Source organism: Janthinobacterium sp. PAMC25594 (assembly GCF_019443505.1).
Taxonomy (GTDB): Bacteria; Pseudomonadota; Gammaproteobacteria; order Burkholderiales; family Burkholderiaceae_D; genus Janthinobacterium.
Genome location: NZ_CP080377.1, coordinates 5,610,064 through 5,625,853, shown reverse-complemented (window position 1 = coordinate 5,625,853; position 15,790 = coordinate 5,610,064). Strand labels below are relative to the sequence as shown.

Sequence of the window (15,790 nt, the reverse complement as noted above, 5' to 3'; positions counted from 1 at the left end):
AACGGGCATTCAGTGGCCGAAGTGTAGCCGTTTATCGCCGGGCTGTCGAACTTTGCCGCCAACGCATCTTGCGTAAACGGCAAGCTTGCTCAGGCGTCCAGAGCGGCGCGGATGCCTGCCGTAAAGCTGCGCACGGCATCGACGGCGCCACCTGCCGGCGCGTTTTCTATCTCCTGGATGATGCGGCTGCCGATCACGACGGCATCGGCCACCTTGGCCACGGCCTTGGCCGTCGCGCCATCGCGGATGCCGAAGCCCACGCCGATGGGTAATTTTACATGCTGGCGGATGGCCGCGAGGCGTTCCGCCACCTGTTCCGTATCAATGTTTCCCGCTCCCGTCACGCCTTTCAGCGACACGTAATAGCTGAAGCCGCCGCCAACCTTGGCCACTTGCGCGATGCGCTCTTCGGTCGAGGTGGGCGCCAGCAGGAAGATCAGGTCGAGGCCCGCTTCGCGCATGGCGGCACCAAACTCCTCACACTCTTCCGGCGGATAGTCGACGACGATGGCGCCATCGGCGCCGGACGCTTGCGCGGCGGCAATGAAGGCGGCGCTGCCGATACGCTCGATAGGGTTGGCATAACCCATCAGCACCACGGGCGTCGTCTGGTTCGTCTCACGGAACTGGCGCACATAGCCGAACACATCGTGGATGCCCACATTGAATGCCAGGGCGCGCTCGCAGGCGCGCTGGATGACAGGGCCTTCGGCCATGGGGTCGGAAAACGGCACGCCCAGTTCCAGTATGTCGGCGCCGCCCTCGACGAGCGCGTGCATCAGGGGCACGGTGGCGTCAGGGCCAGGGTCGCCGGCGGTGATGAAGGTGACCAGGCCGGTCTTGTTGTTGGATTTTAAGTTGGCAAAGGTGGTGGCGATACGGGACATGGGGAGCTTTCTTTATCGATGGAGGATGTCGGATTACGCGCTTGCGCGCTAATCCGACCTACGCGTTATTAAGAATTGACAGTTGTTTAACTGAAATTCAATCCCATGCGCTCCGCCACGGTATGCATGTCCTTGTCGCCACGGCCCGACAGGTTGGCCAGTACGATCTGGTCTTTCGGCAAGGTGGCCGCCAGCTTGGCCGCGTAGGCCAGCGCGTGCGACGATTCCAGCGCCGGGATGATGCCTTCGATATGGCAGCAGTCGTGGAAAGCCTGCAGCGCCTCGTCATCCGTGATGGACACATATTGCGCGCGGCCCAAGTCTTTCAACCAGGCATGTTCCGGACCCACGCCGGGATAGTCGAGGCCGGCCGAGACGGAATGCGTCTCGATGATCTGACCGTTTTCATCCTGCAGCAGATAGGTGCGGTTGCCGTGCAGCACGCCCGGGAAGCCGGCCGTCAGCGAAGCCGAGTGCTTGCCCGTATCGAGTCCTTCGCCGGCCGCTTCCACGCCGATCAGTTTCACATCCTTCTGGTCGATATACGGGTAAAAGATACCCATGGCGTTCGAGCCGCCGCCGATGCAGGCGACCACATAGTCGGGCTGGCGGCCCGTCATTTCCGGCATCTGCACCAGGCATTCCTCGCCGATCACGGACTGGAAGTCGCGCACCATCATCGGGTAAGGATGGGGGCCGGCCACGGTGCCGATGATATAAAAGGTGTTTTCGATGTTGGTGACCCAGTCGCGCATGGCTTCGTTCAGCGCATCCTTGAGGGTCTTCGAGCCCGATTCAACCGGTACGACGGTGGCGCCCAGCAATTTCATGCGGTACACGTTCTGCGCCTGGCGCTTGACGTCTTCGCTGCCCATGTAGACCACGCATTCGAGGCCGAAGCGGGCACAGATGGTGGCCGTGGCCACGCCATGCTGGCCCGCGCCCGTCTCGGCGATGATGCGCGGCTTGCCCATGCGCTTGGCCAGCAAGGCCTGGCCGATGACGTTATTGATCTTGTGCGCGCCCGTGTGGTTCAAGTCTTCGCGCTTGAAATAGATTTGCGCGCCACCGGCCATCTCGGACCAGCGCTTGGCGTGGTAGATCGGCGACGGACGGCCGACGAAGTGCTTGAGCTCGTAGCGGAATTCTTCGAGGAATTCCGGGTCGACGCTGTAGCGCGCATAGGCGTCTTTCAGCTCGGCCAGCGCATGCGTGAGGGTTTCGGCAACAAACGCGCCGCCATACGGGCCGAAGTGGCCGCGCAGGTCAGGGAATGGGTAATCGGTGGCGTGGAACAATGCGGCGGCTGCGCCGGGCGCGTTGGTATGGTCATTCATGGTGGTTTCCTCTGGCAATGATGGCATCGGCATCCTGCACCGCGGCGATGAACGCGCGGACTCTGGATGCGTCCTTGATGCCCTTGGTCGCTTCGACACCACTGCTGATGTCGACGGCGTAAGGGCGCACGCGCACCACTGCGTCAGTCGCGTTTTGTACGCTCAAGCCACCACTTAAAACGACCCGAGGCGCGAGTTCTTCTGGAATGAGGGACCAATCGAATACCTTTCCTGCACCGCCGTAGGCATCCACATAGGTATCGAGCAAGAGGCTCGAGAACAAGGGACTGGCGGCGCGATAGCGCTGCTCGTATTCTAGCAAATCTTCACGGGAGGTGTCAGGTTTGACGCGGAACACTTGCGTAAACGGCGTATTCACGGCGCCGGCGAGCGCGGCGCTGTGTTCCGGCGTCTCGTCGCCATGAAACTGCAGCAGAGATAACGGCGCCACGGCCCTGGTGGCCCGCACCTCGTCCACGCTGGCATTGACGAACAGGCCCACCGTCGTCACGTAGGGCGGCATGGCCGCGATCAGGGCCGCCGCCTGCTCGGGCGTCACGTAACGGGGACTTTTCGGATAAAACACGAAGCCGATGGCGTCGGCGCCCGCCGCCACGACGGCCTGGATGTCTTCGGCGCGGGTCAGGCCGCAGATCTTGATGCGTGTGCGTGGCATGGTATTCCTTTATTGATGCAGCTCAAAACCAGGGCAAGGCGCTGCTGCTGTCTTGCGGCAACTCCCACTTGGGATCGTAATCGATCTGCGCCAGGTACAAGCCGTCGGGCATGAAGGTGGGCGCGGCAGCATGGCGATCCTTGCTTTCCAGCAAGTGACCCAGCCAGTCCGGCTTTTCCCGCCCCGTGCCGATGTAGACGAGCGAACCGACCAGGTTGCGCACCATGTGGTGCAGGAAGGCATTCGCAGTAATCGTAAAAATCACGCAATCGCCGCGCCGCTCGATGCGGATGTCGTGCATCAGCTTGACGGGCGACTTGGCCTGACATTGCGCGGCGCGGAAGGCCGTGAAGTCGTGCCAGCCCAGGAGCGGCTGCACGGCCTGGCGCATCAGTTCCACGTCCAGCGGACGGAAAAAGAAGCCGGCGCGCCCTTCCACCAGCGGCGAACGGGTGGCGTTGTTGTACAACACATAATGATAGGTGCGCGCGCGGGCACTGAAACGGGCGTGGAAGAAATCGTTGACGGTGGGGTCGCCGGACAGCTCCCTGGCCCAGCGCACGGCGATCGATTTCGGCAGGAAGGCGTTGACGCCGCGCACCCACGAGTGCACGTCGCGGTTCAGTTCCGTATCGAAATGCACCACTTGCTCAAGCGCATGCACGCCCGTGTCCGTGCGGCCGGCGCAGGTGGTGGCCAGGCGCACGCGGGCAAACTGCTCCAGCGCGTTTTCCAGCTGGTCCTGCACCGTCTGCCCATCTTCCTGTTTCTGGTATCCATGCCAGGCCGTGCCGTCGTACTGCAGGCCGAGGACGATACGCTTGAGTGGCGTTGCTGTCGTAATATTTTGCATCCAAGCATTATACCGGCGCGGCAGCCTGCCGCGCCGGCGGGCATTGCTAGCTGAGGAGTGCCTTCATTGTGTTCGCCTTGGCGACCTGCTCTTCGCTGCCGCCTTTGATGACCTCATCGATCAGCTCGCGCGCGCCTTCCTTGTCGCCGATTTCCTGGTAAGCGATCGCCAGGTCCAGCTTGGTATCCATTTCCATGTGGATGGCCGACAGCGGGTCGTCCACGCCCACGCTGGCCGTCTTGCCATCGTTGAGGTCCAGGTCGATGCCGGACAGGTCGAATTCTTGCGCGGGCGGTATGGCTTCCGGCAAGGTCGCTGGCGTTTGCGCGTCGTCAAACAGGCTGTCGATGGAAGGCTCGGTGGCCGCCACCGGTGCGGCAGCCGGCGCCACCGGCTCGTCGAGGTCGAAATGGCCCAGGTCCACATCCTTCAACGGGTCAGGCAACGGCGTCAAACCGGCGCCCACGCCATTCACGGGGCCGGCTGGCGGCTCCAGGTCGAGGCCGAAATCCATGCTGGCGTCATACTGACTATCGTGCGCGGCCGTCTGCGGCTTGCTGTCCGGCCCCGGCATGATGATCGGGTCGCTGGTGGAGACGGGTTCGAAATCGAGGCTGTCGAGATCAAAATCGAGGGGCGCGCGCGTATCGCGGACGGGAATGCTGGCCGGCTCGGCCGGCGCTGCGGGCGCAGCCAGATCGTCGGGCAAGTCCATGCTCTGGCCATGCAAGTCGTCGCCGGCGCCCTTGCTCAGGCTGACAACGGCGTCGTCTTCCGTATCGCCATACAGGGGATTGGTGGGATCGAGCGCCAGGCCCAGCGCGGCCGCCTGCGGCCACTCTTCACCCTGGCCGCGCGTCAGGCTGTACAGCTCGCTGGCCTGGTCTTCGAACGCGCGCACATCGTTGCGGGCCGAATAGATTTCCAGCAACTTCAGACGGGCCGCATGGCGCTCCGGGTGGATGCGCAAGGCTTCCTTGAGGATATCTTCCGCCTGGCCATCGCGGCCGTAGGCGATATACACGTCCGCTTCGGCGACGGGGTCCGTTTCATTCGCGTCGAGCATGCTGGCGCCCGCAGCGGCAGCCACGCCGGCAGCGGCGGCGCCCGTGCCGAACAGGTGGTTGCTCGCTTCGGACTGCTGGTCTTCCGGCGCCAGGCCGGCCGACGGCGCCACCGGTGCTTCCGGTTCAAGCACGGGAGCCACGCTCTCTGGCGCGGGTGGCGCATCCTTGCGGCGCCGCGCGACCACCAGTGCGGCCACGGCCGCCAGCAGCGCGGCAATGCCGATGCCGATGGCGCCCAGGTGGTCGCTGATCTTGTCGGTAATCGTCGGTTCCAGCGGCGAGGGTTTTTTCACCAGCGGCACCGGTTTGGCCTTGGGTGCGGCCGGCTGCGCTTCGGCTGGCGCGCTGGCGACGGCGCTGGCCGCTGCACTGGCCGCAGCCTCGGCCGGTTTGGCGGGCGCCGGGGCGCTCTTGTCGGCCATGGCCTTGCTCTTGACCGCCATCAACTTTTCCAGGTCGCTGACGTTCTTTTCCAGCTCCTTGACACGCGCGGCCGCTTCATCGACCTGCTTGGCCTTGGCGATCTTGTCTTCCTCGCTGGCGACGGCGCTCTTGCCGGCCGACTTGGCCGCCGGCTCCGCCTTCGACAGTTTCAGCTTGTCTTGCGACTCGCTCACGGCCGTCGGCTTTTCCTGCACCTTGGTTGCGCCGATCTTGCCAGCCGTGCTTTGCGTCGCCTGCGCCGCCTTGGCCGGCTTGCTTTGCGATACCTGCCCCGCCAGCTTGTTGCGGTAGGCTTCGAAATCGATGGCGTGCGCCGTCACGACGCCCTTCGCTTCGGCCGCGTCGGTGGCGCGCACGGCGTCCGCGCCCGGCATGGCCAGGATGCGCCCGGCCTGCATACGGTTCATGTTCTCGCCTCTGAAGGCATCGGGATTGGCACGGTACAGGGCGACGAGCATCATGTCGAGCGACACGCCCGATGGCTTGAGTTTGCTGGCGATACGGCTCAGGGTGTCGCCCGCCTTGACCTTGTATTCGCCCGCCGCCTTTTTCGCCGGTGCAGTATCAGCTGCGGCCGGCTTGCCCTTGCCTGGCTGCACGGGCGCCGTCACTTGCGCGCCGCGCGTCTGGCGCACCTCGGGTGTGTCGAGCACGAACGCATATTCGCGTACCTGGCGCCCGCTCTTGCTGCTCAGTTCCAGCAGCAAATCGACCATGGGCTCGGCCACCGCTTGCGCCGAGCTGATGCGGATGAAGGATTTGCCGTCGCGGTTTTCCACGGCAAACGTCAGCGCGTTCAGGGCCGGATTGAATTCCACGTTGGCCTGCCGATACGCATCCGGCGGCGCCAGCTTGGCCAGCAGGCTGGAGGCCTCGCCTGGCTTGACGGCCGATAATTCGACCTCGGCGCGCAGCGGCTGGCCGGCGGCGGACAACACGGTAATCTTGCCGAGCTCGGCTGCGGATACCGCCGGTGACAATAACACCGCACAGGCGACAGCGCTGCTGAGTGTTTTAATGGCAAGGGAGGCGACCCGGGGACGAGTATGTACAGGCATAGTTGGCGGCATCTTAGTTGACATGGGAAAACTGTTACTTTTCCAGAGGTAACAACATATCATCATGCCCAGAGCTATGCAAGCTCCGCATGGTTGAGCCTTGACGGGCTCAGGGCGAAAAAAAAGCCGGGAAAACAGCCCCGGCTTGATCTGCATCAGCAATTGATTGCTGATTTATTGCTGTTACGCATCGAGCAGGATGCGCAGCATGCGGCGCAGCGGCTCGGCCGCGCCCCACAGCAATTGATCGCCCACGGTGAAGGCGGACAGGTATTCGCCGCCCATGCTCATCTTGCGCACGCGGCCGACGGGAATCGTCAGGCTGCCCGTGACGGCTGCCGGCGACAGGTCGCGCACGGATGCTTCGCGCGTGTTCGGGACCAGCTTGACCCATTGATTGTTGCTGGCGATGATGTCGTTGATTTCATCGAGCGGCACGTCTTTTTTCAGCTTGATGGTCAGCGCCTGGGAATGGCAGCGCATGGCGCCGATGCGCACGCACAGGCCGTCGACAGGAATTTCCCTGGTGCCGAAATCGATGCCGCGACCGAGGATCTTGTTCGTTTCCGCGCCCGCCTTCCACTCTTCCTTCGACTGGCCGTTGCCCAGGTCCTTGTCGATCCACGGGATCAGGTTGCCGGCCAGCGGCGCGCCGAATTGCTTGATTTCATCCGGGGAATAGCCATGCTGGGTGACCAGCACCTGGCGGTCGATTTCCAGGATGGCGGAAGCGGGGTTTTCCAGCAGTGCCTTGACGGAGCTGTTGATGGTGCCAAATTGCGTCAGCAGTTCGCGCATGTGCTGCGCGCCGCCGCCCGAGGCCGCCTGGTAGGTCATCGACGTCATCCAGTCGATCAGGTCGTGCTGGAACAAGCCGCCCAGGCCCATCATCATGCACGACACGGTGCAATTGCCGCCGATGTAATTCTTGACGCCCTTGCCCAGCGCATCCTTGATGACGTGCAGGTTGACGGGGTCGAGCACGATGACGGCGTCTTTTTCCATGCGCAAGGTCGAGGCCGCATCGATCCAGTAGCCATTCCAGCCGCTGGCGCGCAATTGCGGAAAGACGGCGCTCGTGTAGTCGCCGCCCTGGCAGGAAATGATGATGTCGCACTTGGACAGTTCGGCGATGTTGTTGGCATCCTTGAGGATGGTTTCATTCTTCGCCATGGCCGGCGCCGCGCCGCCCGTGTTCGACGTCGTGAAAAACACCGGTTCGATGTGGGCGAAATCGCCCTCTTCCTGCATGCGTTGCATCAGGACCGAACCGACCATACCGCGCCAACCTACCAAGCCAACTAATTTCATTACCATTCCTCAAGATGAGACGGCGACTGCCGTCATTAGACTATTTTATCCCAGCGCTTTTACAACTGCATCACCCATCGCCTCGGTACCGACCAAAGTCGTGCCCGCTTCATGGATGTCGGCCGTGCGCAGGCCCTGCGCCAGCACCTTCTTGACGGCAGCCTCGATGCGGTTTGCCTGCTCTTCGCGGTTCAGCGAATAGCGCAGCATCATGGCGGCCGACAAAATCGTCGCCAGCGGATTGGCGATGCCCTTGCCCGCGATATCGGGCGCCGAGCCGTGCGACGGCTCGTACAAGCCCTTGTTGTTGGCGTCCAGCGAAGCGGACGGCAACATGCCGATCGAGCCCGTCAGCATGGCGGCCGCATCCGACAGGATGTCGCCGAACATATTGCCCGTCACCATGACGTCGAATTTCTTCGGCGCCCGCACCAGTTGCATGGCCGCGTTATCGACGTACATATGATCGAGCGCCACATCCGGGTATTCCTTGTGCACGTCGGTGACGATGTCTTTCCAGAACTGGAAGGTTTCCAGCACGTTCGCCTTGTCCACGCTGGTCAAACGCTTGTCGCGCTTTTGCGCGGCCTGGAAGGCCACGTGGGCGATGCGGCGGATTTCACCTTCCGCATAGCGCATGGTGTCAAAACCTTCGCGCTGGCCCTTGAACGGACCGTCCGGGCACTCGCGCACGCCGCGCGGCTGGCCGAAATAAATGTCGCCCGTCAATTCGCGGATGATCAGGATATCCAGGCCGGACACCACCTCCGGCTTCAGGGTCGAAGCGCCCGCCAGTTCCGGGTACAAAATGGCCGGACGCAGGTTGGCGAACAGGCCCAGGTTCTTGCGCAAGCCCAAAATCGCCTGCTCAGGACGGAACTGACGCTCCAGATTATCGTACTGGTAGTCGCCCACGGCGCCGAACAGCACGGCATCGGCCGCTTTTGCCAGCGCCAGGGTGCCTTCCGGCAGCGGGTGGCCATGGGCCGCATAGCCGGCGCCGCCCACGGGTGCCGTTTCCAGCTCGAACGATTCGCCCAGCACATTCAACACCTTGACGGCTTGCGCGACGATTTCAGGACCGATGCCGTCGCCGGGTAAGATTGCAATTTTCATATTTTTATCGATTAGATGACGTTGGCGAGCCAGGGCTGACTATTTAAGTGACGCTCTTCAAAGGCGCGGATATCGTCGGCATGGCGCAGGGTCAGGCCGATGTCGTCGAGGCCATTCATCAGGCAATACTTGCGAAAGGCGTCGATCTCGAACGGATACGAGACGGAACCATTGCTGGTGCGCACGCACTGCTGTTCCAGGTCCACCACCAGCTTGTAGCCGGGGAAGGCCTTGACTTCATTGAACAGGTGCTCGACCTGGCTTTCCGACAGCACGATGGGCAGCAAGCCGTTCTTGTAGCAGTTGTTGAAGAAGATATCGGCAAACGAAGGCGCGATGATGGCGCGGAAGCCATATTGATCGAGCGCCCACGGCGCGTGTTCGCGCGAGGAACCGCAGCCGAAATTCTTGCGCGTGAGCAAGATCGAGGCGCCCTGGTAACGCGCCTCGTTGAGCACGAACTCGGGGTTCAGCGGGCGGCGGCTGTTGTCCTGGCCCGGTTCGCCATGGTCCAGATAACGCCATTCGTCGAACAGGTTGGGGCCGAAACCGCTGCGGTGGATCGATTTCAGGAATTGCTTCGGGATAATCGCGTCGGTGTCGACGTTGGCGCGGTCCAGCGGGGCCACCAGGCCTTCGTAAATCGTAAATTTATCCATGCTGTTTCTACTCGGTAGGACGCGCGACGCGGGGCGCCGGCACGTCACGGTTTATTTTCCGCCGGCGCCAGTGACGACCTGGCCGACTTTCTGCACATCGCGGCCGATGCCGGAGACGGTGTTGCAGCCGGACAAGATGACGGTGGCGATGAGCAGGGCGAAGAGTTTTTTCATGATGATTTCAGTCTATGTGCTAATGGTTGCAAATCCCGTTAGTGTAAACCACCGGCAAATGCTGGGGTCAGACCCAACGGGTCTGACCCCAAATTCATCGCAATCCCCGCACGTCGACAAAGTGGCCGGCGATGCCCGCCGCCGCCGCCATCGCGGGCGACACCAGGTGCGTGCGTCCGCCCTGCCCTTGCCGGCCCTCGAAGTTGCGGTTCGAGGTCGAGGCGCAGCGTTCGCCCGGTTCCAGGCGGTCCGCATTCATGGCCAGGCACATGGAACAGCCAGGCTCGCGCCACTCGAAGCCGGCATCCTTGAAGATGCGGTCCAGACCCTCGCGCTCGGCCTGGTCTTTCACCAGCCCCGAACCGGGCACGACCAGCGCCAGGGTGACGTTCGAGGCGCGGTACTTGCCGCGCACCACGGCGGCCGCCGCGCGCAAATCCTCGATGCGCGAATTGGTGCAGGAACCGATGAAGACCTTGTCGATGCGGATGTCTTCGATGGCGGTGTTGGGCTTGAGATTCATGTAGACCAGCGCCTTTTCCATCGCATCGCGCTTGACGCCGTCTTTTTCCTGGTCAGGATCGGGCACGCGGCCATCGATACCGACCACCATCTCAGGCGAGGTGCCCCAGGTCACTTGCGGCACGATCTCTTGCGCGTTGAGAGTGACGACGAAGTCGAAGCGGGCGCCCGTGTCCGAATGCAGGGTGCGCCAATAGGCCACGGCGCGTTCCCAGTGCGGACCGGCCGGCGAAAACGGGCGGCCCTTGACGTAGTTGATGGTGGTGTCGTCCACGCCGATGATGCCGGCGCGCGCGCCCGCCTCGATGGCCATGTTGCACACCGTCATGCGGCCTTCCATCGACAGGGCGCGGATGGCCGAGCCGCCGAATTCGATACAGTAGCCCGTGCCGCCGGCCGTGCCGATCTTGCCGATGATGGCCAGCACGATATCTTTCGCCGTCACGCCGGCCGGCAAGGCGCCGTCGACCTGCACCAGCATGGACTTCGATTTCTTTTGCAGCAAGGTCTGCGTGGCCAGCACGTGTTCCACTTCGGACGTGCCGATGCCGTGCGCCAGCGCGCCGAACGCGCCGTGCGTGGACGTGTGCGAATCGCCGCACACGACCGTCATGCCGGGCAGGGTCGCGCCCTGTTCAGGGCCGATCACATGCACGATGCCCTGGCGCTTGTCGTTCATGTTGAAGTAGGTCAAGCCGTAATGCTTGGCGTTCTTGTCCAGGGTTTCCACCTGCAGGCGCGAGACCGGGTCGGCAATGCCGTCGATGCGGCTGGTGGTGGGCACGTTATGGTCGGCCACGGCCAGGTTGGCGGAAATGCGCCACGGCTGGCGGCCCGCCACGCTGAGACCATCGAAGGCTTGCGGGCTGGTGACTTCGTGCAGCAGGTGCCGGTCGATATACAAAATTGTCGTGCCATCATCTTCGGCCCGAACAACGTGGGATTCCCAGAGTTTGTCGTAAAGCGTCTTCATCATGATTTATGCAGCGTTGCCACAGCCTGTTTAAGTGATCAAGTGATACCAAGTCGTACGGTGATCCACAAGGATTATGCCATATATTGACCAACACAGAACCGAAACAGGCAAAAGCGTGGGATTGGCGATACAAAGTTTGGCCACATTGTTGGATATGAGCTGGAAATTGCCGATATCGGCACATTGGCGGCATGCCGGCCTCATCCGCAGGCGGGCTGCCGAACGAGTCACGGCGCGACCATAAATTGATATTTTTTCCTCAATCTTTCGTGTATTGTATTGCAACAACAATAACCGGCACATACGCGCCACCCGACTTGGGAACCTCGATGAAACTGAACTTGTTGGCGCTGGCCGCCCTGACCCTGGCCGCGCTGCCCTTGGCCGGCGCCCATGCGGCGGCGGCCACGCCGGGAGAAACCTGCGTGCAGGACTTGCGCGCGATTGCGCCTTTCCTGCTGGAAAACGACACGGGCGCGCGCCAGCACCTGAAGCAAAAGGGACAGGTATATTTCGACCTGACGCTGGCAAGCGCAAGCGATGCCGCAAAAAACACTAACGATGAGCCTGCTTGTGATGTAGTACTGGCCAATTACCTGAGTAATTGGCGCACAGGCCATCTGCAAATCGTGCCCAGCACAGCATTGAAGCACAGCAAACCGGCGCCGCCCTCCACGCCAACAGCATATACTGATCAAAGAGAGCCGTCGCTGCAGCTCCTGTCACCTCGGACCGCGTTACTGACACTGCCCAGTTTTTTTCCTCGGTACAGCAAGGCAATCGCCGATCTACTGACAAGCAAGCGCCACGATCTTGCCACCCGCCCCAACTGGATAATTGATGTCAGGCTCAATAATGGCGGCAGTGATAGCACTTATGCGCCACTACTGCCATGGATCAGTTCAGGCGAGGTCGTCAGCGTGGGTGGTGAATGGCTGTCCACGCCAGCCAATATCGCCGGACAGGAAGGTATCTGCGCTCTGTTCGCCCCCGGTGATGCCTCGTGCACAACATACAGTGAGCAAGCCGTCGCCCGTATGCGCAGCGTCCAATCAGGCCAGTTCGTGACGCAGCAAGCCGATGGACCTGTCAGCTATGGAAGTTTTCCCAGAAAGAAAGCGCAGCCGGCCCGCGTAGCGGTGCTGGTCGATCGCGATTGCGCGAGCTCCTGCGAAGAATTCCTGCTAGTGGCGCGGCAAAGTTTTCGAGTCAAACTGATAGGGCGCAACAGCCATGGCTCCCTCGACTACTCGAATTTGCGCCTGCATGCCCTGCCCTCAGGAATACGCCAGTTAATGTACGCCACCTCGCGCTCGGCCCGCTTGCCGCAGTTGCAGGTCGACTTGGGCGGCATCATGCCCGACATCTATCTGGCGCCACCGAAGGACGAGACGGAGCGCGCCCAGGAAATCGTGCGCGTGCAGCGCTGGCTGGAAGGCGGTAGTTTACGCCCCGGCGGCGCTTGATTACACAATGAAAAAAGCCCACTACGCATAGTGGGCTTTCCAATGAATACAACGATACTAACGGCACCTGAGAAAACCGTAGCGAGCGGAAGGGAGAGGTGGCTAAGAAGCGCAACCGTACTCTAGTACGGTGAGCATCGCAGGCCGCCTATACCGACGCGCAGTAGGTTTTGTCAGGTGCAATCATGCAGCCATGCGCACACTTCCCCTGCAACCATCCATCAGGAAAGATAGGCCCACGACCAGCACCAGCTCGCCTTCGGCCGAGCGGGCAGTACCGGTAATGCCTTCCACGGTGATGGCCGTCATCGGCTTGATCACCAGATCGGCCGTGCCATCGACGGCTGCCACGGCGAGAATGTACGGCTGTGGCGCGGCGACAACAATGCCGACGCGTTCGCTGCACGCTTCGTAACCGAGGGCGCCGGCCAGCGAGCGCACGGGCAATGGACGGCCCTGGTCTTTCAGCACGGGCGCGCCGCCCACTTCCATGAAGGTTTCCGGCAATTCGACGACGCGCTGCACCACCGCCATCGGCAGCGCCAGCGCGGCGCCCGAGGTCGACACCAGCATGGTCGGCACGATCGACAGCTCGATCGGCAGGCGGATGGCAAACTTCGTGCCCTTGCCCAGCGTCGACTCGATGTGGATGGCGCCGCGGTTTTTCTCCACGGCCGTCTTCACCACGTCCATGCCCACGCCGCGTCCGGAGACGCTGGAAGCGACTTCCTTGGTCGAGAAGCCCGGCAGGAACACCAGCTGGAAGCATTCGTCGTTGCTCAATTGCGCGTTTTCGCTGATCAAGCCCTTTTGCTGGGCCTTGCTGCGCAGGAAGGCCGGGTCCATGCCCTTGCCATCATCCTGCAACACAATCATGACACTGTTGGCTTCCTGCCAGGCCTTCAGCGAAATATACGATTTGGCTGGCTTGCCGGCGGCCATACGCGCTTCCGGCGATTCGACGCCATGGTCGAGCGAATTGCGCAGCATGTGCACCAGCGGATCGTACAGGCTGTCGACCACCACGCGGTCGACTTCCGTCTCCGCGCCCTCGATGGTCAGCTCGACATCCTTGCCCAGGTCTTTGGCCAGCTCGCGCACCAGGCGCGGGAATTTCTGGAACAGGCGGCCCACGGGCTGCATGCGCGTGGCCAGGGTGGCCCGCTGCAGTTCCGTCGAGTAACGCGACGCGCGCTCCAGGGTTTCCGCCAGGGTCGCCATCAGGGTGGCGGCCTGGCCTTCGAATTTAAATTGCAGCAAGCGCTCGAGCAGCACGGCAGCCTGGTTGGCGGCCTGTACCGATTCTCCGGCCACTTCCAGCAGCGCGTCGAGCTTGACGGCGTCGACGCGGATGCTGTCTTCCTTGACGGGCGCGGCATGACGCACTTCCGGGCGCTCATCGCGACGTTCCGCGCCATCCCAGGCCTTGGCGGCCGGCTTGGCAGCGGCAGCAGTGGCAGGCGCGGCGGCCACGACGGCAGGCACAGCGGCGACGGCGGAGGCCGGTGCGGCAGCGACCTGGCTGCCCGCCGGCACGACGGCGTTATACATGCCCTCCCAGTCCAGGCCATCGGCGCTGGCGGTGGCGGTGGAAACGGCGGCGGCTGGCGCCGCCACGACCACCTCGGCAACCACCACGGCGACTTCCGCCACCACGGCGGCGGCCGGCGCGTGTGCGTCCATGCCCTTGCCTTCGATGGCGTTCGTCAGGATGTGTTCCAGTTCTTCCGGCATGGCCGGCAAGCTTTCCGGCGCGGCACCGTTGGCCAGTTCCGTCAGCTGGTCGGCGACGAAACCGGACGCTTGCAGCGCCGCCTCGATGGCGATCGGGGTTACCGGCGCGGCACCCGTGCGCAGGGCGTCGAACAGGTTTTCCGTCAGATGGCAGGCCGCCACCAGTGCGGGCAGGCCCATGAAGCCGGCGCCACCCTTGATGGTGTGGAAGGAACGAAACACGGCATTCAGTGTTTCCTTGTTGTCAGGATCACGCTCGAGGCGCAATAAGTGCTCTTCAACATTAACCGCAAGATCCATCGCCTCAACGACGAAATCCTTGAGCATATCGTCCATTAGAATCCCAAATCCGCAAGAAGGTCGTCTACATTATCCTGGTCCAGCGCCACCGACGGCACGGACGGGCCCTGCATCAGCGGCACCGGCTTTTGCGCCAGTTTTTCGCGCACTTCGGCCGGCGCGTTGTCGCGCAGCAGCTGGGCAAGCTCGTGCTCCACCGTCTTGGTGATGTTGACCACTTTTTTGATCAGCTGGCCCGTGATGTCCTGGAAGTCCTGCGCCATCATGATTTCCAGCAAGCGCGCTTTTTCCGCTTCCGTTGCCTCGGCAACGGCTTGCGCGAACTGGCGCGAATCGCCGGCCAGGGCCTTGAACTCTTCCAGGCTCAGCTTGCCATCGAACAGCGCCGTCCAGCGGCTGTCCATGTCCTTGGCTTTCTTCGACAGCACATCTTGCGCCGGCATGCCTTCGTCGAGCGTATTGAGGACCTTGTTGGCGGCCTGTTCCGTCAGGGTGGCGACATATTCCAGGCGGTCCTGCGCGTCGACGATCTGCGACGACGCTTCCGTCAACGCCTTGTCGTAGCCCAGTTCGCGCAGCGAATCGTGCAGCAGGCGCACGATACCGCCCAGACGCTCGAACATCGGCTTGTCGGACTGGTCGACAGGATCGGCCGCTTCGCCCGGCGCGCCCGCGGCAGCCGCGGGTGGCGCTTCCGGCGCGGCGGCGACTGGCGCTTCCGCTGCCGCTGGCGGCACGGCGGCGCTGGCCGACACGGAGTCGAACAGCGCGTCGAAATCGTCGTCCGCGATCACGGCTGCGGGCGCTGCGGCAGGCGCGGGCTTGGGAGCGGCCGCACTTTGCGCAGATACTTCATCGAATAATGCATCGAAATCATCAGCGGCGTTGGTCATATCCCTGCTTCTCCATAATTTGTCAAAATTCCGCCTGAACTGTGCGTTTTACAGACTGATACCCACAATTTCTCGATTAAGATGATTTGAGGCAATACCGCTGCGATGGTGCGAGTGTAGCAGGGCGCCGCCCTGTTGGTAAATCTCAAAACGCGCTTCCTGGTGTAAAGCTGGTCCACAAGAGCTTTTCCGTCAGGAAATAAGTGTTCCTGCTGTTGTATTTTGAAATACTACCATTGGCGTGCGTGCAAGACCACGCGCCGCACAAGAAATCCTGCTCACGGGCGGCTGCGCAACAGTGCTCCATGGCTATCGTT

The 15,790-nt window shown here is 62.4% G+C and carries 13 protein-coding genes; 1 reads left to right on the top strand and 12 read right to left on the bottom strand.

The features are described 5' to 3' along the window. Positions 1-89: 89 nt before the first annotated feature. The 10 genes from trpA to leuC all read right to left on the bottom strand — a co-directional run bounded on the left by trpA (position 90) and on the right by leuC (position 11,080). Positions 90-887, bottom strand: a complete 798-nt coding sequence (trpA, locus tag KY494_RS25195) for a tryptophan synthase subunit alpha (RefSeq protein WP_219888615.1) — start codon at positions 885-887, stop codon at positions 90-92. 86 nt (positions 888-973) lie between these two features. Beyond that, positions 974-2,224 carry a tryptophan synthase subunit beta gene (gene trpB, locus KY494_RS25190; protein ID WP_219888614.1) on the bottom strand — a complete coding sequence of 417 codons (1,251 nt, stop codon included), beginning with the start codon at positions 2,222-2,224 and terminating at the stop codon, positions 974-976. Continuing rightward, entirely contained in the window at positions 2,217-2,900 is a 684-nt protein-coding gene (locus KY494_RS25185; protein ID WP_219888613.1) for a phosphoribosylanthranilate isomerase, read from the bottom strand. Before KY494_RS25185 ends, trpB begins: the two co-directional genes overlap by 8 nt. 22 nt (positions 2,901-2,922) lie before the next feature. Next, entirely contained in the window at positions 2,923-3,753 is an 831-nt protein-coding gene (gene truA / locus KY494_RS25180; protein WP_219888612.1) for a tRNA pseudouridine(38-40) synthase TruA, read from the bottom strand. Between the two features lie 46 nt (positions 3,754-3,799). Further along, entirely contained in the window at positions 3,800-6,202 is a 2,403-nt protein-coding gene (locus KY494_RS25175) for a FimV/HubP family polar landmark protein (RefSeq protein WP_308836400.1), read from the bottom strand. Between the two features lie 303 nt (positions 6,203-6,505). Further along, entirely contained in the window at positions 6,506-7,633 is a 1,128-nt protein-coding gene (asd, locus tag KY494_RS25170) for an aspartate-semialdehyde dehydrogenase (protein WP_219888610.1), read from the bottom strand. A gap of 45 nt (positions 7,634-7,678) precedes the next feature. Then, positions 7,679-8,749, bottom strand: a complete 1,071-nt coding sequence (gene leuB / locus KY494_RS25165; RefSeq protein ID WP_219888609.1) for a 3-isopropylmalate dehydrogenase — start codon at positions 8,747-8,749, stop codon at positions 7,679-7,681. A gap of 11 nt (positions 8,750-8,760) precedes the next feature. Beyond that, positions 8,761-9,408, bottom strand: coding sequence for a 3-isopropylmalate dehydratase small subunit (gene leuD, locus KY494_RS25160; protein WP_096237214.1), 648 nt, complete (start codon positions 9,406-9,408; stop codon positions 8,761-8,763). A gap of 51 nt (positions 9,409-9,459) precedes the next feature. After that, positions 9,460-9,582 carry a lipoprotein gene (locus KY494_RS25155; RefSeq protein WP_010400408.1) on the bottom strand — a complete coding sequence of 41 codons (123 nt, stop codon included), beginning with the start codon at positions 9,580-9,582 and terminating at the stop codon, positions 9,460-9,462. Positions 9,583-9,676: 94 nt separating this feature from the next. After that, positions 9,677-11,080, bottom strand: a complete 1,404-nt coding sequence (gene leuC / locus KY494_RS25150) for a 3-isopropylmalate dehydratase large subunit (RefSeq protein WP_219888608.1) — start codon at positions 11,078-11,080, stop codon at positions 9,677-9,679. Between the two features lie 329 nt (positions 11,081-11,409). On the opposite strand from leuC, the gene KY494_RS25145 reads away from it, so the two are divergent. After that, the gene (locus tag KY494_RS25145; protein ID WP_219888607.1) at positions 11,410-12,546 is read left to right on the top strand and encodes a S41 family peptidase; all 1,137 of its coding nucleotides are present in this window, start codon (positions 11,410-11,412) and stop codon (positions 12,544-12,546) included. A 183-nt stretch (positions 12,547-12,729) separates the two neighbouring features. Here KY494_RS25145 and KY494_RS25140 read toward each other — a convergent pair whose 3' ends face one another. After that, positions 12,730-14,616: a chemotaxis protein CheA gene (locus KY494_RS25140; RefSeq protein ID WP_219888606.1), complete on the bottom strand. Its 1,887-nt coding sequence runs from the start codon at positions 14,614-14,616 to the stop codon at positions 12,730-12,732. Beyond that, a complete protein-coding gene (locus KY494_RS25135) occupies positions 14,616-15,473 on the bottom strand; it encodes a protein phosphatase CheZ (protein ID WP_219133830.1) in 858 nt (285 codons plus the stop codon). The genes KY494_RS25140 and KY494_RS25135 overlap by 1 nt, the downstream gene beginning before the upstream one ends. Positions 15,474-15,790 lie beyond the last annotated feature (317 nt).